This is a genomic window from Candidatus Avelusimicrobium faecicola, assembly GCA_900540405.1.
GTDB lineage: Bacteria > Elusimicrobiota > Elusimicrobia > Elusimicrobiales > Elusimicrobiaceae > Avelusimicrobium > Avelusimicrobium faecicola.
This window is the reverse complement of sequence record UQFW01000001.1, coordinates 41,283-62,962: the sequence shown is the minus strand read 5'-3', so window position 1 is coordinate 62,962 and position 21,680 is coordinate 41,283. Positions and strand designations below refer to the sequence as shown.

Annotated in this window: 20 protein-coding genes; 5 read left to right on the top strand and 15 right to left on the bottom strand. The window is 52.1% G+C overall.

Features of this window, described 5'->3' with window-relative positions; all coding sequences use genetic code 11:
- Positions 1 to 4 precede the first annotated feature (4 nt).
- The 7 genes from rpsI to nifU form a co-directional block, all read right to left on the bottom strand.
- Positions 5 to 400 (bottom strand): 30S ribosomal protein S9, encoded by a 396-nt coding sequence (gene rpsI, locus ACQY18_RS00255; protein ID WP_176777568.1) that lies wholly within the window; start codon positions 398 to 400, stop codon positions 5 to 7.
- 14 nt (positions 401 to 414) lie between these two features.
- Positions 415 to 840 carry a 50S ribosomal protein L13 gene (gene rplM / locus ACQY18_RS00250; RefSeq protein WP_176777569.1) on the bottom strand — a complete coding sequence of 142 codons (426 nt, stop codon included), beginning with the start codon at positions 838 to 840 and terminating at the stop codon, positions 415 to 417.
- Between the two features lie 120 nt (positions 841 to 960).
- Complete coding sequence (dusB, locus tag ACQY18_RS00245; RefSeq protein WP_428038416.1) at positions 961 to 1,938, bottom strand: tRNA dihydrouridine synthase DusB; 978 nt, start codon at positions 1,936 to 1,938, stop codon at positions 961 to 963.
- On the bottom strand, positions 1,935 to 3,422 hold the full coding sequence (locus ACQY18_RS00240; RefSeq protein WP_428038415.1) for a bifunctional metallophosphatase/5'-nucleotidase: 1,488 nt from the start codon (positions 3,420 to 3,422) through the stop codon (positions 1,935 to 1,937). Before ACQY18_RS00240 ends, dusB begins: the two co-directional genes overlap by 4 nt.
- Before the next feature lie 2 nt (positions 3,423 to 3,424).
- Positions 3,425 to 4,894, bottom strand: a complete 1,470-nt coding sequence (locus tag ACQY18_RS00235; RefSeq protein ID WP_428038414.1) for a bifunctional metallophosphatase/5'-nucleotidase — start codon at positions 4,892 to 4,894, stop codon at positions 3,425 to 3,427.
- A 74-nt stretch (positions 4,895 to 4,968) separates the two neighbouring features.
- Positions 4,969 to 6,138 carry a cysteine desulfurase NifS gene (nifS, locus tag ACQY18_RS00230; RefSeq protein ID WP_428038413.1) on the bottom strand — a complete coding sequence of 390 codons (1,170 nt, stop codon included), beginning with the start codon at positions 6,136 to 6,138 and terminating at the stop codon, positions 4,969 to 4,971.
- A gap of 10 nt (positions 6,139 to 6,148) precedes the next feature.
- Positions 6,149 to 7,000 carry a Fe-S cluster assembly protein NifU gene (nifU, locus tag ACQY18_RS00225; protein ID WP_428038412.1) on the bottom strand — a complete coding sequence of 284 codons (852 nt, stop codon included), beginning with the start codon at positions 6,998 to 7,000 and terminating at the stop codon, positions 6,149 to 6,151.
- A 128-nt stretch (positions 7,001 to 7,128) separates the two neighbouring features.
- Here nifU and ACQY18_RS00220 point away from each other — a divergent pair, with 128 nt between their 5' ends.
- The 5 genes from ACQY18_RS00220 to ACQY18_RS00200 all read left to right on the top strand — a co-directional run bounded on the left by ACQY18_RS00220 (position 7,129) and on the right by ACQY18_RS00200 (position 12,568).
- Positions 7,129 to 7,968, top strand: a complete 840-nt coding sequence (locus tag ACQY18_RS00220; protein WP_428038411.1) for an NAD(+)/NADH kinase — start codon at positions 7,129 to 7,131, stop codon at positions 7,966 to 7,968.
- Positions 7,962 to 9,632 carry a DNA repair protein RecN gene (recN, locus tag ACQY18_RS00215; protein ID WP_428038410.1) on the top strand — a complete coding sequence of 557 codons (1,671 nt, stop codon included), beginning with the start codon at positions 7,962 to 7,964 and terminating at the stop codon, positions 9,630 to 9,632. The genes ACQY18_RS00220 and recN overlap by 7 nt, the downstream gene beginning before the upstream one ends.
- A 106-nt stretch (positions 9,633 to 9,738) precedes the next feature.
- Complete coding sequence (locus ACQY18_RS00210; protein WP_176777577.1) at positions 9,739 to 10,086, top strand: hypothetical protein; 348 nt, start codon at positions 9,739 to 9,741, stop codon at positions 10,084 to 10,086.
- 62 nt (positions 10,087 to 10,148) lie between these two features.
- Entirely contained in the window at positions 10,149 to 11,468 is a 1,320-nt protein-coding gene (locus ACQY18_RS00205; RefSeq protein WP_428038409.1) for an outer membrane beta-barrel protein, read from the top strand.
- On the top strand, positions 11,465 to 12,568 hold the full coding sequence (locus ACQY18_RS00200) for a glycerate kinase (protein WP_428038408.1): 1,104 nt from the start codon (positions 11,465 to 11,467) through the stop codon (positions 12,566 to 12,568). Before ACQY18_RS00205 ends, ACQY18_RS00200 begins: the two co-directional genes overlap by 4 nt.
- 55 nt (positions 12,569 to 12,623) lie before the next feature.
- Here ACQY18_RS00200 and ACQY18_RS00195 read toward each other — a convergent pair whose 3' ends face one another.
- From ACQY18_RS00195 to hpt, 8 genes are all read right to left on the bottom strand, one after another.
- Positions 12,624 to 13,274, bottom strand: coding sequence for an HAD family hydrolase (locus ACQY18_RS00195; RefSeq protein ID WP_428038407.1), 651 nt, complete (start codon positions 13,272 to 13,274; stop codon positions 12,624 to 12,626).
- Positions 13,275 to 13,326: 52 nt separating this feature from the next.
- Complete coding sequence (locus ACQY18_RS00190) at positions 13,327 to 14,220, bottom strand: alpha/beta hydrolase (RefSeq protein WP_428038406.1); 894 nt, start codon at positions 14,218 to 14,220, stop codon at positions 13,327 to 13,329.
- 8 nt (positions 14,221 to 14,228) lie between these two features.
- Entirely contained in the window at positions 14,229 to 15,116 is an 888-nt protein-coding gene (locus tag ACQY18_RS00185) for an NAD(P)H-hydrate dehydratase (protein WP_176777582.1), read from the bottom strand.
- The gene (glmS, locus tag ACQY18_RS00180) at positions 15,116 to 16,957 is read right to left on the bottom strand and encodes a glutamine--fructose-6-phosphate transaminase (isomerizing) (protein ID WP_176777583.1); all 1,842 of its coding nucleotides are present in this window, start codon (positions 16,955 to 16,957) and stop codon (positions 15,116 to 15,118) included. The genes ACQY18_RS00185 and glmS overlap by 1 nt, the downstream gene beginning before the upstream one ends.
- Positions 16,958 to 16,978: 21 nt before the next feature.
- Positions 16,979 to 17,695 carry a pyridoxine 5'-phosphate synthase gene (locus ACQY18_RS00175; protein WP_176777584.1) on the bottom strand — a complete coding sequence of 239 codons (717 nt, stop codon included), beginning with the start codon at positions 17,693 to 17,695 and terminating at the stop codon, positions 16,979 to 16,981.
- Positions 17,692 to 19,044, bottom strand: coding sequence for a phosphoglucosamine mutase (gene glmM, locus ACQY18_RS00170; RefSeq protein WP_428038405.1), 1,353 nt, complete (start codon positions 19,042 to 19,044; stop codon positions 17,692 to 17,694). The genes ACQY18_RS00175 and glmM overlap by 4 nt, the downstream gene beginning before the upstream one ends.
- A 78-nt stretch (positions 19,045 to 19,122) precedes the next feature.
- On the bottom strand, positions 19,123 to 21,072 hold the full coding sequence (gene ftsH / locus ACQY18_RS00165) for an ATP-dependent zinc metalloprotease FtsH (protein ID WP_428038404.1): 1,950 nt from the start codon (positions 21,070 to 21,072) through the stop codon (positions 19,123 to 19,125).
- Positions 21,069 to 21,602: a hypoxanthine phosphoribosyltransferase gene (gene hpt / locus ACQY18_RS00160; RefSeq protein ID WP_428038403.1), complete on the bottom strand. Its 534-nt coding sequence runs from the start codon at positions 21,600 to 21,602 to the stop codon at positions 21,069 to 21,071. The genes ftsH and hpt overlap by 4 nt, the downstream gene beginning before the upstream one ends.
- Positions 21,603 to 21,680 lie beyond the last annotated feature (78 nt).

Here is a 21,680-nt window from a genome sequence, read left to right as displayed (position 1 = left end):
CCAATTAACGTTTAGAGAATTGGAAGCGTTTGCGGGCACCCGGCTGACCAGGTTTCTTTCTTTCCACCATACGCGGGTCGCGCGTAAGGAAGCCAGCCTTTTTGACGGCCTTTTTAACGTCTTCGCTAATGTTAGCCAAAGAGCGGGCAATCGCGTGGCGCACGGCGCCGGCTTGGGAGGATACCCCACCGCCTACTACTTTAGCTTTTACATCATATTCTTTATCCAAATTGGTCAACACCAGCGGGGCTTTTACAGTCGCTTTATAGCGTTCGCAACCGCCGAAGTATTCTTCCAAAGATTTGGCGTTAATGGTAATATCGCCCTTGCCTTTTAACAATTCAACCTGGGCGACGGAGGTTTTTCTTCTTCCGGTTTTAAGCTCTTTCGTATTGTTCATAAATCATTTCCCTCTTATTTGCCAAAGCGATGTGCAAACGCATGTTCTTCGCCGGCGAACAGTCTAAGGCGTTTCATTCTGGGGGCGCGGAGTCTGTTGACGTCCAACATTCTCTTTACCGCCAATTCAATAACGCGGGTGGGGTCTTTTTCCATCTGTCTTTTGAGCGGGGTTTCTTTACCGCCTTTAGCATAACCGGAGTGGGAAAAGTATACTTTTTGTTCCAGCTTGTTGCCGGTAAAAGTCACTTTAGCCGCATTGGTCACTACAACAAAGTCACCGCAATCCATATTAGGAGTGTAGGTTCTTTTGTGTTTACCCATCAGCAAGACGGCAATTTGAGTAGCCAATCTGCCTAAGGTCTGGCCGCTGGCATCAATATGGTGCCATTTGCGGGAGGTTTCAACTTCCTTGACGGAAGGCAAAAAAGTTTTTGTCATGTTTATTCTACCTTTTGTAATTAATGCGCAGCGGAGTGGTGGCCGCTGTCTTTAATGACTCGTGGTTTCCTATATATTATAGCAAAATCTGGCGTGTTTTTTGCAATTTACAGCAGATATTTACAGTGTTTCCAACACGCGGGCGAAAAGTTCCCGCACCCCGGCCAGGGTATCTATGCGCACAAATTGCCCGCGCACCTCGGCCGCGTTGGGGAAATCTTTTATCCAATATCCGGCGGTTTTGCGGCTGCGGTTAATGCCGATTCGCTCCCCGTAAAAAGATACGTTTTCTTCTATCAGGGCCTGGTATGTTTTCAGGCGCTCTTTGGGCGTATGGGCCGCCGGGGCCTGCCCGGTCAGCTCCGCAATTATATCCCCAAAAATAAGCGGGTTGCCCACCGCGCCGCGCCCAATCATCACCCCGGCGCAACCGGCCTGCAAAAACTTTACCGCATCTTGCGCGGTTAATACGCCGCCGTTGCCGATGACCGGGATTTTTACCGCCGCACATACGCGCGCCAACGCCTCCACGTCCGGCGCGCCGCTATGCACATCCACCGCCGCACGCGCGTGCATGGTGACGGCCGCCGCCCCGGCGCTTTCGGCTAATTGGGCCAAGCGGGCCCCTAAAAATTCTTTATGGTTTAAGGCAATGCGTGTTTTTAAGGTGACGGGAATTTTTACGCTTTTTACGGCGGCCTCTATCAAGCGGGCCAACTTATCGGGCTCTTTCATCAGCACGCACCCGGCCCCGGCTTTATTAATTTTTTTAACCGGGCACCCGGCGTTTAAGTCCACGATATCCGCCCCGGCCTCTTGCGCGTTGCGGGCCGCCTGGGCGATGGTTTCTTCGTCCGAGCCGAAAATTTGCATAGAAACCGGGTGTTCCTTGGCGTTGACTTGCAACATCCGCCCACTGCGCGGGTTGCCGTAATGCAACGCATGGGCGGAAACCATTTCCGCACACACCAGCCCCGCCCCGCCGCGCAAACAAAGCACGCGGAACGGAGAATCCGTAATGCCGGCCATGGGGGCCAGCACCAAATTATTGGCGCAGGCCACACTACCGATTTGCAAAGGATGAATTAGGGCGCTCATTGTACTTTTTTCCAACGGCCCGTTTGGGGGGCTTCCAACTGTTTGTATTTTAACAGGCAGGTACGCATAATTTGGCGGGCCTCTACAAAGGTGTTCTTAAATTCCAGCGCGTTAATAAATTCGTCATGCCCGAAACCGCCCGCCATCACATGGTCCGTCATGGCGATACGGTACGTTTCCTGCGGGCGGAGTACGCGGCCGCCGTCAAACACAATGCGTTTAATACGGGGTTTTTCCCCCGGTTTAACGGTGTATGCCACACTCATACCGGAAATTTGCGGGAAGTTATCTTTTACCGCCAGGGAGGCTTCCAATGCGCGTTGCAAAGCGCGCCCTTTGAGCGTGACAAAAGTGACGGCGTCACTGTACGGATACATTTTATAGACGTCATATTCCGTCACGCGCCCGGCAGGCAGGCTTTGGCGGATAGAATCCGAATTTAGCACGGCGCCGTCTAAGCGGGACCATTTATGCAAACAATCCGTTAATAAATTCCCCAAGGCCGATTCCCGGCCCCACGCGCCGCGCACGGCAGTTTCGGCCGTCGTCACGCGGGCATTCATTTTGCGTTGGGTTTCCCGCCGCAAAGCGGTGGTGGCGGCGGCAATTTCGCTGTCTTCGCCGTAGTCATCCCGGGTTAAAAGTACGTCCGTAAAGGCAATATCCGTCAGTTGGTTGTTCTTATCAAAAGTCAGGCGCACCCGGGCCAGGGAATCCAGCTTGGAGCCGGGGTACACAATCAACGTTTTATTGATTTTGTCCGTTTCGGCGTTTTCGCGGTCCATATTGGAGCTTAAAATCAGGTCTATATTCGGGGCTTCTTCCGCAATGGTAGAATCGCTGATACCTTCTTTTTCCGGCGAGCCTACGGAGCTGAGCAAAATAACAATCTGCACGCCTTTTTCTTTCAGGCGTTCGCTCATTTCTTTAGCGGTAGCCACCGGGTCCGTGGCGCGCATACCCGTTAAACGGTGGGTGGAATTAACCGGTTTCGGGTCCAGTAAAGCAAACAGGCCGATTTTAACACCATTGACTTCCCGGATTAAATAATCATGCGTGGGCCACGGGTTTTTGCCGTCAATCGTTAAGTTGGAAATCACATACGGATACGGCATTTGCTGTAAAATCTGCCGCAAAGACGGCCACCCGAACACCAAATCTTTATCCGCAATAGAGGCCGCCGTATACGGCACAGAGCCCGCCAACTGCGGCAAAAAACCGCCCTTGGAAAGCAACCCCTCCGGCGTTTGGCTGAACCAGTTGCCGCCGTCTAATAAAATATACGGCTGTTTTTGCGTTGCCAGGAAATTTTTAAGTACCGCATAGCCGCCCACTTCCCGGTTGCCGAAACGCGGCTCCGGGCGGGTCCAAAAAAAGCCTTGCACATCCGACGTATAAAATACGTCCAATGTTTTAACCTCTTTTTGGCAACCGCACAGGCAGGCGAGCCCCAACAACGCAAAAACCAAAAGCCGTTTTTTCATAGTTATTTAATGATAATGCGCCCTGTTTCCACCGCGCCCAGCGGACTGGTGGTTTCTATGGCTTTTTCCATAATTTCCTGAATGGACAAATCCCCTACCTGCTTTTTATCCGCGGCCGGGATTTGCTTGAAAGGCCACCCCTCACTGCCGCCCTCGGCAATATAAGTATTGGTAGCCACTACATAAGTTTTGTTTTTATCCAACGCCTGGCCGTTGACCCAAATTTTAAGGTCTTGCACTTTGCCTTTGCGCAGTTTGTATTCAATCTGCAAGCCGGAATAAGAAAACAAATTCCGCGGGGCCAGGCCGTATTTTACAAATTTTTCCAAAAATTTACCGCTTACTTTTACTTGGGAAATTTTATTGCCGAACGGGTGCATATTGACCAAATCCCGCTTGGTAATGGTGCCTTGTTCCAAATCTACGCGGGTGCCGCCGTTGTTGTGGATGAAAACATCCGCGCCGCTATACGCACGGCAGACGTCCGCCACCCAGTTATTGAGCGGGCTGTCGCCCTGGTTGCCTTTTACCGGATTCCGGCTGAGTTTTACGCTGGCCGAGCCCAACACTTTATCCATGCCCGGCTCCATCAAGGCGTTCGCAAGCGCGGCCACCGGGGCATATTCGCCCGTTTTTTGGGTATATAACGGAATGATTTGGGAAGTAGCCGACACAAACTTGCCGGTCTTGTCGTCCGTTTCTACGGTAATGCGGCTTACATTTTTCAAATAGCAACCGCTTTCTACAAATAACGTGCCGTTATGCACCGCATTTTGGATAATTTTATGCGCGTGCCCGCCCAATACCACATTAATTTTGCCGTTGTGTTTGGTCACCATTTTTAACAAGGTGGATTCGCGGCCGTGTTTGTCGTCGGCAATAGAGTTATGGTCCACCAATACAATCACATCCGGGTTTTGGGCTTCCACTTCCGCCAACACTTTATCCAACACTTTGGAGGATTTCAAAATCTTAAATTTTTGCGTTTCATTGGTGGGATATTCGTGCCCCAAACCAATTACCGCATATTTTACGCCGTCCACATTAAAAATTTGGTAGGACTTCAAATACTCCGGCTGTTTGCCGGTTTTGCGGTCCACAAAGTTGGCCGCCAAAATGGGAAATTGCGCCGCGCGGAGCATGGGTTCCACGCCCGGGTCCTTAAAATCAAATTCGTGGTTGCCCAGGGTACTGGCGGCATAGCCCAAGGCGTTCATCATCAGTACGCTTTTAATACCTTTGGAGTTTTTAGCCTCCACGGTACCGTTGGCAAAATCGCCGGAGTCCAACAAAATATACGGGAGTTTTTCCTGCTTGAGAAGCCCGGCCAACGCGGCAAAACCGCCCCGGCCGTCTTTGGCATAATAAAAGCCGTGGGAATCGCTGGTGTGATAAATAACCGTTGTTTTAGCCTGCAACGCAAGCGGGAAAAACAGCACTGCCAATACTGCAAAAAGCCAAGTCTTTTTCATGCACAACCTCCGGGGGAAGAATATAATTTATCCTACAAAAAAAGCCGCGGAAAACCAATTCCGCGGCCTGTAAATCAAGCGGCCAATTTGCTAAACGGCGATATTTTACGCAACCGCTCCACAATGCCGGGCATTACTTTTAACACGAGGTCTATTTCTTCTTCGGTGGTTTGCTCGGAAAGAGAAAACCGGATAGACCCGTGCGCAAACTGAAACGGCACGCCCATCGCCCGCAAAACGTGCGACGGCTCCAACGAGCCGGACGTACACGCCGAGCCCGACGAAGCGCAAATGCCGTAATCGTTCAAAAACATCAAAATAGATTCACCCTCAATATAGCCGAAGCTGATATTGGTGGTATTGGGCACGCGGGCGGCCGGATTGCCGTTAATTTTAGTATCCGGGATAGCCGCGGTTAAGCCTTTTTCCAACTTATCGCGCAATGCGGCTACGCGCTGCATGGTGCCGTTTTTCAACCGGGTTTGGGCCAGTACGGCCGCAGTGCCGAGCCCCACAATCAGCGGGACGTTTTCCGTTCCGGCGCGGCGGTGTTTTTCCTGGTGGCCGCCCATCATAAACGGCATAAAACGGGTGCCCCGGCGCACATACAAAACGCCAATGCCTTTGGGCGCGTGGAATTTATGCCCGGACAGCGAAAGCATATCCACCGCCGTATTTTTTATATCTAGCGCAATTTTGCCCCCCACCTGTACGGCATCCGTATGAAATAAAGCACCGCGCTCTTTAGCTAGCGCCGCACATTCTTCAATGGGGAAAAGGGTGCCGGTTTCGCTATTAGCCCACATAAACGAAACAAGCGCCGTGTCGTCATCCAACACTTGTTTATAGCGGGCCATATCCAAATTGCCGTGTTCGTCCACGCCGATATAATCCACCCGGTAGCCCTGGCTTTCCAAGTATTTATAAGGGGTCATAATGGCCGGGTGTTCCACAGCGGAAGTAATTAAATGTTTCTTTTCCGGCTGCGTGCGCACGGCGGAAAAAATAGCCGTATTATCGCTTTCCGTGGCGCAAGAGGTAAAAATGATTTCGTCGGCATATTCCGCACCGATAAAATCGGCCACTTGCTGGCGGGCAATATCAATCGCTTTGCGGTTGGAGCCGCCAAACGTGTGCATGCTGGAAGCGTTGCCGTAGCGTTCGCTAAAATACGGCAACATAGCCTCTACAACTTCCGGCAGACATTGGGTGGTGGCGTTGTTATCCAAATAAACGGTTTTCATAAAAGTTTCTCTAGTTTTGCTCCACCGTTAAGGACGGGTCTACTTTTTCCTGCAAGGCTTTTTCCACCAAGTGTTTGAGCGTTCCGGCCGCACCCATGCAACCGCTGCACATTCCCAGCAGGCGCACTTTTACCACCGTGCCGGCTAAATCTACCAACTCTACCGAGCCGCCGTCCATATTTAATTTCGGGCGTACGTCTTCTTCCAACACTTTTTCAATGCGGCGGATTTTTTCAACCAACGTCATTTTGGCAAATTCTTTTTCTTCCGGCGCGGCCGCGGGAATTTGACACGCGTTTACTTTATCCAAAATCTTTTGGATTTCCCCTTTGCAACGGCCGCAACCGCCGCCCGCTTTGGTAAAGTGGGTGACGTCTTCCACCGTGGTTAAGTGGTTTTGGCGGATAGCTTTAATAATGGTTTCTTCGGACACGTTAAAACAATGGCAAACAATTTTTTCTTCCTGTTGTTCAAACGTGACGGGCGCGCCCCCCTGGCGGTAGCTTTTTACGGCCGCTTCCAAGGCTTCCATGCCCATGACCGAGCAGTGCATTTTTTCGGCCGGGAGCGTGCCCAGCGCATCGGCAATATCCTGGTTGGTAATTTTGGAGGCTTCGGCAATTGTTTTGCCTTTTATCAGTTCCGTCAACATAGAAGAAGACGCAATTGCGCTGGCACAGCCGAAGGTTTCAAATTTGGCATCTTCAATTACGTCGGTCTGTTTATTTACTTTAATGGTTAATTTGAGTGCATCCCCGCACACCAGGCTGCCTACTTGCCCGGTGCCGTCTGCATTGGGAATAGAACCCACGTTGCGCGGATTCTTAAAATGGTCCATTACTTTATCGGTATAATCCCACATATAAAAACCTCTCTTTTTTCTTATTTATATTATATCATTTTGAACCCGCCCGATTGGTAGTATGCCCGCAGGAAAAAGGGTTAGGCCCCCACTGCGGCGGGAGCAATATTTGCTAAAATAGAAGAACCATGAAATTTACCCGCCCCGTCATTTTTTATAATGCTTTTAAGCCCGGCGCGCACGAAACTTCCCAAAAGTTATTGGCGCAGGCCACCGCCCTGGGCGCACAAGCCCGGCTAATTACCGATTTAACCCAACTCCCGCAAACGGCCGGAACGGATTTGGTGGTCTGTTTGGGCGGGGACGGCACCACCTTGCACGCGGCACGCCAAGCGGCCGCCTTAAACTTGCCGGTTTTCAGCATTAACTGCGGCACGCTGGGCTTTTTATCCGGCTGTGAAAAAGCAGACGCCGAGGCCGCTTTCCCCCGCGTATTAAATGGGGAAGGAATTTTGAACGAACGCTTTATGTTGCAAGCCGTTATTGTGCGCGCGGACGGCACGGAAGAAACGGCCCTGGCTTTTAATGATTGTGTCCTGCGTTGCGCACAGGCCCGCGCATTTAGCTTGCAGGCCCGCTTGAACGGCCGCTTGCTTCAGCCGTATTACGGGGACGGCCTGATTGTTTCCACGCCCACGGGCTCCACGGCGTATTCTTTGGCGGCGGGCGGGCCGATTGTGGCCCCGGAAGTAGACGTGTTTTTGCTTACGCCCATTTGCCCGCACTCACTAGGCCAACGCCCGCTTATTTTACCGGCGGACGGACAGCTGACCTTTGAGCCGGTTTTCAAATACCCCGGGGAACAAGCCACCGTCAGTTTAGACGGCCAAACCAATTTTCCGCTCTCCAAAGGGGATAAAGTAATTTTATCCCGCAGTAAAACGCGGGCCCGGCTGATTACTTTGCCGGGGCGTGATTTTTTTACCGTTTTAAGCAAAAAATTAAAGTGGGGCAACTGTATATGCTAACAAAACTTTCCATACAAAACTTTGCCATTATTTCCCGGTTGGAACTTTCGTTCGGCCCGGGGTTAAATGTTTTTTCGGGCGAAACCGGCGCCGGCAAATCCATTGTGATTGAAGCGTTGGGTTTTGTATTGGGCGCACGCGGGGATGCCGACACCATTAAAGACGGCGCGCAAAAGATGAGCGTTAGCGCCGTTTTTTCAACCGATATGTTGCCGCAGGAAGTGCGCGCCGCCCACCACTTTACCGCGCCCGATTTTACCCTCAGCCGGGAACTGGACCGCAAAGGCAAGGGAAAAGCGTTCATCAACGGCAAACCGGCCACGGTATCCGCCTTGGCGCAACTGGGGCGGCACCTGGTGGATTTCCACGGCCAGCACGAACACCAAAGTTTACTCCATTCCTCCGTACATTTGGCCCTGTTAGATAAATTTGCCAAACAGGATGCCCTGGTGCAAAAAGTGCGTGCCTCTTACGATAAAATGCAGGCCGTGCAAGCCCGCCTTAACGAGGCCGCCCTTTCGGAACAGGAAAAAGCCCGCCTGCGGGATATGTGCGCGTACCAATTAAAAGAAATAGAAGACGTGCGCCCCACGCAAGAAGAAGACGACCAGTTGGAGCAAACCCTGCCCAAAATGAAGCACTCCGGAAAACTGTTGGAACTGGCCGAAACTGCTTATAACGATTTATACGAGGGCGAAGGCTCCGCCACGGAGCGCGCCGGAAAAGCGGCCCGCTGTTTGGAAGATATGGCGGAGTTGGACGACTCCTTGGCGGAGCTTTCCCAAAACTTAAATTCCGCATTGGCCGCGTTGGAAGACGCCGCCAACACGTTGGCTACTTATAAAGACGACATCAGCATAGACCCCCAAACACTGGATGATATGCTGGCCCGCCACGAAAAACTCAAACGGCTCAAGGGCAAATACGGCCCCACCCTGCAAGATGTATTAAAAACGGCGGCGGACTTAAAAGCCCGCCTGCACGCGCTGGAGCATAGTGACGAAGCCGAACAAGCCTTGCGGGAAGAATTGGAAAAAGAGCGCAAAGTTCTCTTAAAATTAGCGTTGGAATTGCACGACAAGCGTTTAGAGGCGGCCGAAAAATTATCCGCACTTTTGACGGAGCAAATCCGCCCGCTCGGCTTTAACGCGGTGCGCTTTCGCGCCTGCGTGGAAATGGACGAAGAAAATTTAGGCCCCACCGGCGCGGATAAAGTGGAATTTTTATTTTCCCCCAACCCCGGGCAAGCCCTGCGCCCGCTTAAAAACATAGCCTCCGGCGGGGAAATTTCCCGCGTGATGTTGGGCTTAAAAACCGTGTTGGCCTCCACCGTTCCCGTTATGGTGTTTGACGAAGTAGATGCCGGCATTGGCGGGGAAACCGCCGTTTTGGTGGGCGAAAAATTAAAAGGCGTTTCTGCCGGGCGGCAAGTATTGTGTGTCACCCATTTGGCGCAAGTGGCCGCGCAGGCGGATGAAAACTTCCATGTAGCCAAATCTGCCCGCAAGGACTCTACGGAAGTTTCCATTACCCCGCTTACGGGCCCCGCTCTAACGGCGGAAATTGCCCGCATGCTGGGCGGCCACGCGGACCCTAAATCCGCCGCGTATATTCACGCGCAGGAATTGCTGGCCCAGGCCGGGCGGAGCGCAAGCGCAAAATAACCGTTTCCGGCCCTTTACAGGGCCGCTTGATTTGATACAATATGTATAGAAGGTTCCGCCGGGGGTGTGTGTGGCGGCCTTTATAAACTTGTTAGGAGGAGAAAATATGTCTAATTGCTGCAAATGCGGTAAATGGTGGCCGCATAACTGGTTGTGCTTGAAAAGCCTGTATTGGGTATTTATTGCCCTGTTCTATTTAACGCTGGTTTCCGCCGTGTACTTTTTAATCAGCGCGATGTTGGTTCCCGCCGGAGTGTTTGAAAACGCCGGGCAGAACAAATGGTTCTTTATTTTGAACACCGTCACGCCCATTTTGCTGGGTACGATTATGAGCTTGACGATTGCCAAAATGATTAAAGTTTTGCGCTTTATGAAACAAGCGCTCACCCCGTGCGCCTGCGAAGCGGAACACGAAGTGACCACCGAAGAAGTAGTGGAAGAAGAATCCAAATAAACCTTATGCGGCGGGGCCACCAAGCTCCGCCGCGTTTTTTTATTTAAGTAGAGTTTTACAACATGAAAAGAAGCCTAATTCTTTGCCTGCTGACCCTGTTGGGCGCCACCGTTTTGCAAGCCGAAAGTATCAAAATGAAAGACGGCACCATCATCAGCGGTTCCATTTTGGAACAAACCCAATATACCCTTAATTTAGCCACCTCTTTCGGCACGGTCACGCTCAACCAAAAAGAAATTGAACAAATTTTGCCCGATAAGCACCGCATTTTATTAAAGGGCGGCACGCAACTGGTGGGCGTGATTGTAGACCTGGACGAATTTAACCTTAAATTACAAACGGACGACGGCATTGTAAATATTGATATGCCGCAAATTGCCAATATTGAAGTGTACGATTACGACCAAGCCCCCAAAACCCAACAAACCTATGTGGAACAAAAAATAGAAACCGCACAGGAAGAAAAAGCCCGCCAAGAACAAGTGGCCCAAACCGGGGCCGTGCAGGCGGCAGGCGGGCTCGCGTTTGATTCGGACATTGACAAAGTTTTTGATACCCAAAAAGCAACCGTAGTCAACGGCCAAGCCGTAAGCGCGGTGCCCACCGTTTCCGTCACACCCGCGGCCCCGCGCCCGCTGACGGACGAAGAAGCCTTCTTGAAAGGGGTTAAAACGGGGGCGGTTTCCCAACAGCAATACGCGGCCCAAGCCAAGGACTCGCTTTCCGCCCAAAAGCCCGACACTCAAAAAGAAAACAAACCGCAAGCCAAAGAAAAAGACTTCCGCACTTATTTGGCCATTCAATTAGGGGCTATGCCGTTAGACTTAAAATTAAACGTGTCCGAACGGCCCGGCTTTTCCGCCGAAAAAGAGCCCAAAGATGTAGGCGGCACCAGCGTAGTGGCTTCCGGCAAGTTTTTATGGCGCCTGATGGACAGCAATTTATGGTTGGGGCCCAATTTGTCTATTGCCAATATTGCCAACAACACGTTTGACGATTTAGACCCGGATACCCTGGCCGCGACGGACTCCACCGGCGCGCCGCTGTACCCGGACCCCCAAATTAAAACGAGCGGGCAATTTATAAGTTTGGGCGTCAGTGCCAATTATTATTTGAACCCCAAAAGCCGCGTGGTATTTTATTTGACCGGGAACGCCGGGTACGAAATGCTTACGCTCAACTACCGCGGAGAAATGAAAAGCGACAGCATTAAATCCAACGGCTTTTCGGCCGGCGGTGGCCTGGGCGTGGAAACCCGCGTGGACGATTTAATGTTGGGGGCGGAAGTACGGCAGCAATTTTCCACCCGCTCCAACGAGCTGAAAGACTCCGCCGCTTCCAACACGGTGTTTACCGCCCAAGTCAGTTGGAAATTCCAATGAAAATACTGGCTTTACCCAATGCCTTTAAGGGCTCTTTAAGCGCGGCTTCGGCCGCGCTTCTTTTGCAGAAAAACTTGTCCCCGCGCCACCGGGTAGCCGCATTCCCGGTGTCCGACGGCGGGGACGGGTTTATTGATTTTTTCAAAACGCTTTATCCGTCGGCCAAACTGCGCCACTTAACGGCCCGCAACGCGTTTAACCGCCCGGCCAAAACCGCTTACTTAATTTTGCCGGACGGCAAAACCGCCATTTTGGAAACCGCCCGCATCTGCGGGTTAGGCTCCGCCAAGCCGCAAGATTTAGACCCGCTGAACGCCACCTCTTATGGGGTGGGCGAAGTATTACTGCACGCCGTCAAACACGGGGCTAAAACCATTTATGTCGGGCTAGGCGGGGTGGCGTGTAATGACGGGGGAGCCGGAGCCGCCGCCGCGTGCGGGGCCCAACTGCTGGATAAACAAGGCGCGCCGATTGCGTTAGGCGCACAAGCCTTATTAAAATTGGCCCAAGTCCGTGTGTCCGCCCTCAAACAACATTTCCGCGGCATTAAAATATACGCCGTGGCGGACGTCACCAACCCGCTGTTAGGCCCCCGCAGTTCCGCCAAAGTATTCGGCCCGCAAAAAGGGGCCACGCCCGAACAAGTAAAAATTTTAGATAAAGCCCTGGGCGTATATGCCCGCGTATTAAAAAAGGCTACCGGCAAGGATATTGCCCACACGCCGTCCACCGCCGCGGCCGGGGCCATTTGCGCGGGGCTTTACGGTTGTTTTAATGCCCGCATTTTACTGGGGGCGGAGTATTTATTTAAGAAAGCGGGATTTGAAAAATACGCCCGCACCGCCGATTTGATTATTACCGCAGAAGGCAAATTAGACCGCCAAACCTTCGGCGGAAAAGCGCCGCTGGCCGTATTAAAATTGGCCAAAAAATACCAAAAACCCGTTTTATTTATCTGCGGAGTTTTGGACGAAACCTGCTTGCGCCATAATCCGCTGGCCCCCCAGCAAATAGCCGTTCTGGCGGATTTTGCCCCCACCCCGGAACAAAGCCGCGCCCACGCCGCCAAATACCTGGCGCAACTTTGCAAAAGTTTATAACCCCACAAAAAAGGCGGGAATCCCATTCCCGCCTGTGTTATTTTTGCTGTTTTGATTACAGCGCGTTCAAAATATCCGTTGCTTTATCGGCCCACGCCGCCGGCGCATACGGCAACAGCTGTTCCCGCGTGCGGAACCCCCAAGTGACGGCGCACGCCTTTACTTGCGCATTTTGCGCGGTCTGCATATCCACATCACTATCCCCCACATACAACACGTTTTCTTTGGCTACGCCGGCCGCTTGCAAAATGTCGCGCACGATTTGCGGGTCCGGCTTGACGGGCACATTTTCCCGCGCGCCCAAAACGGCGCAAAACTCCACCTGCGGGAAATACAACCGCACCAATTTTTCCGTAGCGCTTTGGTATTTGTTGGAAGCCACCGCCAGTTTTATCCCTTTTTGGGCAAGCGTGGCAAGCACGTCCGCCATGCCCGGGTAGGCAAAGGTGGCATCCGCATTATGTGCGTCGTAATGCGCTTGAAAAACGGCGCGCATCCGGGCCACGTTTTCGGGCGTTTTGGCGCCGTCCGGCAAGGCGCGCTCCAGCAGTTTCGTCACGCCGTTGCCCACAAAAGCGCGGCATTGGGTTTCACTGCGGCGCGGATAACCCAGCTTTTCCAACGCATAATTGGCCGAAGCGGCTAAATCCGCGATTGTATTTAATAAAGTACCGTCTAAATCAAAAATAACCAGTTGTGTGTTCACGTTTTACTCCTGTACAGATGAAAGCCGCCCTGAGGGGCGGCCTGCTTAAAATTTATAAATACCGGCGGAAAAAATTGCTGAGCCGCTGTTTATATTCAAACCCGCCCAATTCCGCACATTTATTATGTTTGGCCCCGGGCACTAACCAAATTTCCTTCGGCTCCCCGGCGTGCTTAAACAACAATTTGGCTTGGAACGGCGGGACAATGTTATCATACCGCCCATGGATAATAAACACCGGGCGCGGGGCAATTTTAGCCACGTTGTATTTGGGGCTGAACCGCTCCGGGTTTACGCGCAGATACCGGCGGACATAGTGCAACACCATGGGAATTAAGGGGAAAGGCGGCACCCGGTAATGCACCCACGCCCAACGCGCCACCACCCGGCGGAACGAATAATAACACGCTTCCGCCACCACGCAATTTACGGCCGGGTTGCGGGCGCCCTCGCTCACGGCCACCATGGCCCCCATAGAAAGCCCGTACAACCCTATTTTTTTACAGCTTTCCGGGCGGGTTTCCTGCAAAAAGCGGATAGCGGCCTGCGCGTCGCGCGTTTCCAAGTAGCCGATAGAGCTTACTTTTCCGCCGCTTTCCCCCAACGCGCGGAAATCAAAATACAACAAGTTGAACCCCAAATCATGCAGATAATAGGTATTTTTCAAAATGTCCGAGCGGTTCATCCCCCAACCGTGCATTAAAATAACGGTTTTTTCGGAATTGTCACACGGGATAAACCACCCTTTCAGCTGTACTTTGTCTTCCGTCAAAAAGGAAACATCTTCGTACGGCATTTTATATTGGTCCGGCCACTGGTAGAGGGGTTTGCGCTTGGAAACCGGGTGCAACACTTTCCGGGCGATGTAGGCGCATAATTCCATAAGCCCCACCGCCAGGATACCCAACCCCGCAAGCACTGCCAATATCCATTGCCACCAAGCCATAAAAAGCCTTATTGAACTGTTTTTTTAATTGCCGCCGGAAGATAACGCAGTAAATCCCCGGCCAATACGCAAGTATCCGTTAAATCTTTTGCGGCCAAATCTCCGCAAAGCCCATGCAAATAGACTCCGCACAAAACCGCCTGAAAAGCACTTTGCGTGTCAAACCCGTTCGCCATACCCAGCTGTGCCCAAAACCCGGCAATCAGCCCGCATAGCACGTCCCCGGAGCCCGCTTTTGCCAACGCCGGGCCGCCGGTGGTGTTCTGCCAGGTATCTTCTCCGGCGTACACCAAGGTACCATACCCTTTAATCAGGCTGACGGCCCCGGTGCGTTCAAACAGCGTTTGCACTTGATACTGCCGGGCCGGCTCATCCAAAGCCACCGGCTCTTTGAGCAAGCGGCCCATTTCCCCGGGGTGCGGGGTTAAAATGCCCGGCTCCCGGCGCGGGAAAACCGCATCCAACCCGCTGGCCGCCAGACGGTTGAGCGCATCCGCATCCGCCACCAACGGCAAACCGCATTGTTTCATAAACGGCACCGCGGCGGAAGAGGCCCCCAACCCCGGGCCGATAACCGCCAGGGAGGGTTTCCTGGTTTTAATATAAGCATCCAGCACCGGCAAGGCGTGTAAATTGATTAAGCCGTCCGTTTCCGGCAACGGCACCGTAATTACTTCCGGCGCGGAAGAAGCGGCTATTTGTTGGCGGCTTTCCGGCAACGCTAACGTGACCAGCCCGGCCCCGGCCATTAAGGCGCTTTTGGCGCACAAAACGGCGGCACCCGTCATGGAAGCAGACCCGGCCACCACCAACACCCGCCCAAACGTGCCTTTGTTGGCCGTCAGCGGGCGGGCAGGAAAACTTTTTTTAATATCTTTACGGGTTATTTTTTTCATTATTCCACCGTCACACTTTTAGCTAAATTGCGGGGTTGGTCAATATCGCACCCCAACCGTTTGGCCGTCCAGTAGGCAAAAAATTGCAATGCCACCACATTCAAAATGGGCTGTAAAAATTCGCCCGCATAAGGTACTACAATGGCTTTATCTATGCAATCTTTGGCTTTTTGCGCGCCCTCTTGGGTGGTGACGGCAATTACAAACGCGCCCCGCGCCCGGCATTCCTGGCAGGCGGAAAGCATTTTTTCAAACAGCTCGTCCGGCGGCATCAGTACAATGGTGGGAGTGCCCTTTTCAATAATGGAAATCGGCCCGTGTTTAATTTCCCCCGCGGCAAAACCTTCCGCACTGCGGTAGGAAACTTCTTTTAATTTTAAGGCGCCTTCCAACGCTATCGGGAAGTTTACATTCCGCCCCAAAAATAAAAAGTGCGGGGCTTTGTATACTTTTTTGGTGATATGGCGCACGTCATATTCAATTTTAACCGTTTCCGCCATATATTTGGAAAGCGTTAATAACTCTTTATACAGCTTATTAAAAACCGTGGCGCTGATGTTGCCGTTGGCTTTGCCCAAAAAGAGTGCCAACACATACAGCGAGGTCAACTGGCTGGTAAACGCTTTGGTGGAAGCCACGCTGATTTCCGGCCCGCAATGCGTATAAAAAGTGCCGTCACACACGCGAGTAATGGTAGAGCCCAACACGTTGCAAATAGCCAAGGTTTTGAAGCCCAGCTCCTGCGCTTTGCGCACGGCGCCAATCGTGTCGGCGGTTTCGCCGGATTGGCTGACCGCCACGGCCAGCGTGTGCGGGGTGCGGGGCACGGTGCGGTATTTGTATTCACTGGCTAAATCCACCGTCACGGGAATACCGGCAAAATTTTCTATATAATATTTAGCCACCAACCCGGCATGATAGGCCGTACCGCACGCCACAATATGCACATTTTGCAAAGCGCGCAGGTCTCCCATTTTGAGCCCCACCAGTTTGCCAAAATCCGTCTGCGCGGTGCGCAAGGTGTCCTCTATGGCTTGGGGTTGGTCATAAATTTCTTTGAGCATAAAATGCTCATAACCGCCCTTTTCGGCCGTTTTTTGGTCCCACGTTATTTTGGTAGGTTTGAACGGTTTTTCCTGCCCGTCTTTGCCAAACAGCGTGACCCCTTTGGAGGTCAGCGTCACCATTTCGCCGTCTTCCAAAAACAAAACTTTGTTGGTATGTTTTAGAAAAGCGGGCACGTCGGAAGCTAAAAAGTTTTCGTTTTTACCTAAACCCACCACCATCGGGCTTTGGTTTTTCACGCCGATTAGAAAATCGGGCGTTTGGGCCCACAACACCCCATACGCATACGCGCCGGAAATTTCCCCGTTGGTTTTGCGCACGGCATTAAAAAGGCGTTCCTGGTTTGTCTGCCCGGGGGCGGTTTTTAGGTTTTCTTCTATCAGGTGGGCAATTACTTCCGTGTCCGTTTCACTTTTGAATTTATGCCCCAGCGCGGAAAGTTTTTCGCGCAAGGTTAAAAAGTTTTCAATAATCCCGTTGTGGACTACCACCAAATCGCCGGAGCAATCCCGGTGCGGGTGGGAGTTTTCTTCACACGGTTTGCCGTGCGTGGCCCAACGGGTGTGGCCGATACCGCTTTGGCCTTGGGGGTTAGCCAGCAAGGTGGCTTTTTCCAGTTCCGCCACTTTGCCCACGGCGCGCACGGTAATTAAATGGCCGTCTTGCAAAATGGAAATCCCGGCGGAATCATACCCGCGGTATTCCAGTTTTTTTAATCCGTCAATAATATAAGGCACGCTGTTTTTTTTGCCAACGTAGCCGATAATTCCACACATAAAAAATCCTCTCGGTGCTGATTAAAGCAGTTCTTTCATCTCTGCCACGGCAGAAGGTAAACCCACTTCCAACGCGCGGGCAATAATGGCAAAACCAATGTTCATACAGGCCATGCCGCCAATATCCGCCACCGCCAGCACATTGGTATAATCCAACCCGTGCCCGGCGTGAACCTCAAGTCCCAATTCTTTAGCCAGTAGCGTAGAAAGGGCCAAATCCTGCAGGAGTTTTTGCGCTTGTTTTTGGGTGGTGGCTTCGCTGTAATCGCGCGTGCAAAGTTCCACAATATCCGCCCCCAGTTTAGCCGCCGTGCGGATGTCCTCCGCCGCCGGGCTTACAAACAAACTGACTTTAACGCCTTTTTTTTGCAGGGCGGCGGTCATTTCTCCCACGCGCTTTTGCACGGCAGGCGTAAACTTCAACCCGCCGGTGGTGGTCACTTCGCCCGGCAGTTCCGGCACAATACATACGGAATACGGCCGCAAAGCTAAAGCCGCTTTTTGCATTTCGGGCGTATAAGAACATTCCAAGTGAATTTTATTACGAAATTTTTTACATAGCCGTTTCAAGTCTTCTTCTTGAATATGGCGGCGGTCCCGGCGCAGGTGCGCTACAATGTAATCCGCCCCGCACGCAAGCGCCAATGTGGCAAACGCCAACGGGTCCGGGAAGGAGGCCCGGCGCGCCTGGCGCAGTGTTGCAATATGGTCTATATTTACCCCTAAAGCCAAACTCATGCCAATACCTCCGTTTTAGCGCGGTAGAGTTTTTCCACTTCGCCGGCAATATGGCTGACTAACGCGGAATCTTCCCCCTCTACCAAAATGCGGAATTTCGGCTCCGTACCGCTATAACGCACAATCACGCGGCCGCGGCCGTTCATTTGTTTTTCCAACTCGGCCACGCCGGGCAAAAAGCCGTCCAGCGTTTCCAATGCCGGCTTACTGCTAACCTGCACGGCACGCAACAGGCTGGGATATTTTTTCCATTGGTCCAAAAACCAGCTCATCGGTTTGCCCGATTTTTTAACACATTGTAAAAATTGCAAGGCGGACAGCAACCCATCCCCGGTGTTGGAAAACTCCCTAAAAATAATATGGCCGGAAGTTTCCCCGCCGATAGACAAGTCCTCTTTTTCCATGGCTTCGGACACATATTTGTCCCCCACCTTGGTCAGCACCACGTCCACGCCGTGTTCTTTGAGGTAATTAATACAGCCCAAATTGGCCATAATGGTTAGTACGGCTTTATTGGCGTGCAGGCGGCCTTCTTGTTTGAGGCACAAGGCGGAAGAGGCAATAATGTTATCGCCGTCTAATTGGCGGCCTTGTTCGTCGGAGGCAATCACGCGGTCGGCATCGCCGTCAAAGCTGAACCCGGCAAATGCGCCCTCGCGCTTGGTTAAATCCTGCATAAATTGGGTGTGCAAGGCCCCCACGCCCCGGTTGATGTTGGTGCCGTCCGGCTTGGCCCCGGTGACGGTCAATTCCATCCCCAGCGCGCTGAAAACATCTACCGCAATTTGGGAGCTGGCCCCGTTGGCGCAGTCCAGCACAATTTTGGTGCCTTTGAGGAGTGCGGCATCCACCGTGGATTTTAAGAAATTTTTATAGAGTTCCACCAACGATAAATCTTCGCAATAGTCCGCCCGGGGGGCAGGCACGGCAGAGCAGCCGTCTATGCGGGTTTCAATGGCGGCTTCCATCGTTTCCGGCAGTTTGGAGCCGTGATTGGTAAAGAATTTAATGCCGTTAAATTCCGCCGGGTTATGGCTGGCGGAAATAACAATACCGCACAAACTGCCCGTTTGGCGCACAATGTTGGCTACGGCCGGAGTGGGAGCCACCCCGATACTAACCACGTTTACGCCCGCGGCGCGAATCCCTTTTTGCAGGGCCGCCAAAATGGCCGGGCCGGAAGCGCGCGAATCCTGCGCGATAATTACTTGGTTTTTAAGTCCGCGGGCTTGCGCGCTTTTTTTAAGCTCGTCCAAAGCGCACCAGCCCAATTTTTCAATAAACTCGTCCGTCAACGGAAACGTGCCCGCAACGGCGCGTATTCCGTCTGTTCCGAAGTATTTTCCCATAGAATATAAGTCCTTCGCGCGGAGGCGAAAACAACGGCGTCCGCTGCGTACTTGCCCCGCTTGCGCAGGTTGCTGTTGCTAGAACAATTCCGCCTGTTTAGCCTCCGGCCGTTCGGCTTTCGGCGCCTTCGGTTGTTGTTCTTGCGCGGCTTCTTGCGCGGGCTTGGGCGCGCTATCCGCGCCCTTGGGGGCGGGAGTTTCCTGCGCGGCGGGTTTCAAGCCCAAAATAGCATCAATTTCGTTGGCTTCCACCACTTCTTTTTCAAGCAGGGTTTTTACCAACACATCAAACGCGGCGCGGTTGGTTAAAATAATTTCCTGCGCCCGTTCGTAAGAAGATTTCATTAAATCCACAATTTCCGCATCAATGTTGCGCGCCAATTCCTCGGAATACGTTTTATGGCGGGATAAATCACGCCCCAGGAAGACTTCGCTGTCATCTCCGTTCGGCAAGGCAATCGGGCCGATTTTGTCACTCATGCCCAGTTCCACCACCATTTTGCGCGCATAGGCGGTGGCTTTGTTCAGGTCGTCACTGGCGCCGGAGGTAATTTCCCCAAATACAATTTGTTCCGCGGCGCGGCCGGCCAGTAAAATGCAAATCTTATCCAAAATTTCGGATTTGCTGGTTAAAAATTTATCTTCCAACGGCAGTTGCAACGTGTAGCCCAACGCTTGCCCGCGGGGAATAATGGTCACTTTATGCACCGGGTCGGAATGATTGGTTAAGCGCGCCACAATGGTATGCCCGCATTCGTGCGCGGCAATAATGTGCTGTTCTTTTGGGGAGATAATGCGGCTCTTTTTTTGCGGGCCCGCAATTACGCGCTCCACGGCTTCGTCCAAATCGGCCGTGCTTACGGCCTCTTTATCGGCGCGGGCGGCCAAAATGGCGGCCTCGTTAATGACGTTAGCCAAATCGGCCCCTACAAAACCGGGGGTGCCTTTGGCTACCGTTTTCAAATCCACTTCCGGCGCTAATTTTACTTTTTTAGCGTGAACGGCCAAAATTTCTTCGCGCCCTTTTAAGTCCGGCGCCGGTACGGAAATATGGCGGTCAAAACGACCGGGGCGGATTAACGCCGGGTCCAACACGTCCGGGCGGTTGGTGGAGGCCATTAAAATAATGCCTTGTTTGCTTTCAAAACCGTCCAGTTCAATTAACAGTTGGTTGAGGGTTTGTTCGCGTTCGTCGTGCCCCCCGCCAATACCGGCAAAGCGGCGGCGGCCCACGGCATCCAATTCGTCAATAAAAATAATAGCCGGGGAGTTCTTTTTGGCTTGGTCAAACAAATCACGCACGCGCGCCGCGCCGACGCCGACAAACATTTCCACAAATTCGGAGGCAGAGGCGGAAAAGAACGCCACGCCCGCTTCCCCCGCCACGGCTTTAGCCAACAGGGTTTTGCCCGTACCCGGCGCGCCGTATAAAAGCACGCCTTTGGGCAGTTTGCCGCCTAATTTTTGGAATTTTTTAGGGTTTTTTAAGAATTTGATAACGTCTTCCAATTCTTCTTTGGCTTCTTCGCACCCGGCCACATCCTTAAACGTGACGGTTTGCTTGGACGGGTCCTGCATTTTGGCTTTACTGCGCGCAAAGTTCATGGCGCTTTTGCCGTCGCTGCGTTGCGGGCGGATAAACACAAACCACCAAAAACCGATGAGCAACACAATCCACATGAGATTAAACAGGATGTTCCCTATCCAACTGTTGTCCTGCTCCGCCTTAAATTTTATTTTCCCAGCGGCAAGTTCTTCCACCAGTTTAGGGTCTTCCATGCGTACGGTTTTGAATTTGGCAAATTCGCCTTTTTCGTTTTTATATAACCCGCTAATCACGCCGGGGGCGACGGTCAAATCGGACACTTCGCCCACGGACACTTTTTGCTTAAAGTCGGAATAATCCAACACAGCCGGTTTGGAACCCGGGTTATTAAAAAAGAAAACCGCCGCGGCAAAAATAACTACCCATACCAAAATTTGGCCGACGGACACTATCCTGCGGTTGCTCACGTTTTTGTTCTTCATTGTTTCTTAAATACTCCGATATACGGCAAGTTGCGGTACAGTTCGTTATAATCTAGCCCATAGCCGATAACAAATTCATCACCAACGGTGAAACCCACATATTTGGGGTGTACTTCCGCTCTGCGGTTGCAAGGCTTATCCAGTAAGCAGCAAATTTCTATACTGGCCGCGCCGCGGTTTTTCAAGTTGCCCAACAAATAATCCAACGTCAGGCCCGTATCTACAATATCTTCCACAATGACCACATGGCGGCCTTTAATGCTTTCGCGCAAATCCAACATGGTGCGCACCTGGCCGGTGGTGGCGGTGCCGCCCGCATAAGAAGACAGGCACATAAAATCCATATTGCAATCTACGCTAATATTTTTCATTAAATCGGCATAAAACAGAATACATCCGCGCAAAATGCCCACAAACAACGGTTGTTTGCCGCGGTAATCGGCCGAGATTTGGCGGCCCAATTCTTCTGCTCTTTTAGTTAATTGTTCCTGCGAAAATAAAACACGTTCCAAAACCGGAATATCAGACATAGTCCCTCCAATAGGAATATATATAAAAGGATACCTTTTTTTAGGCAGAAAATAAAGTGGCACCGCCTAAAAAAGCCC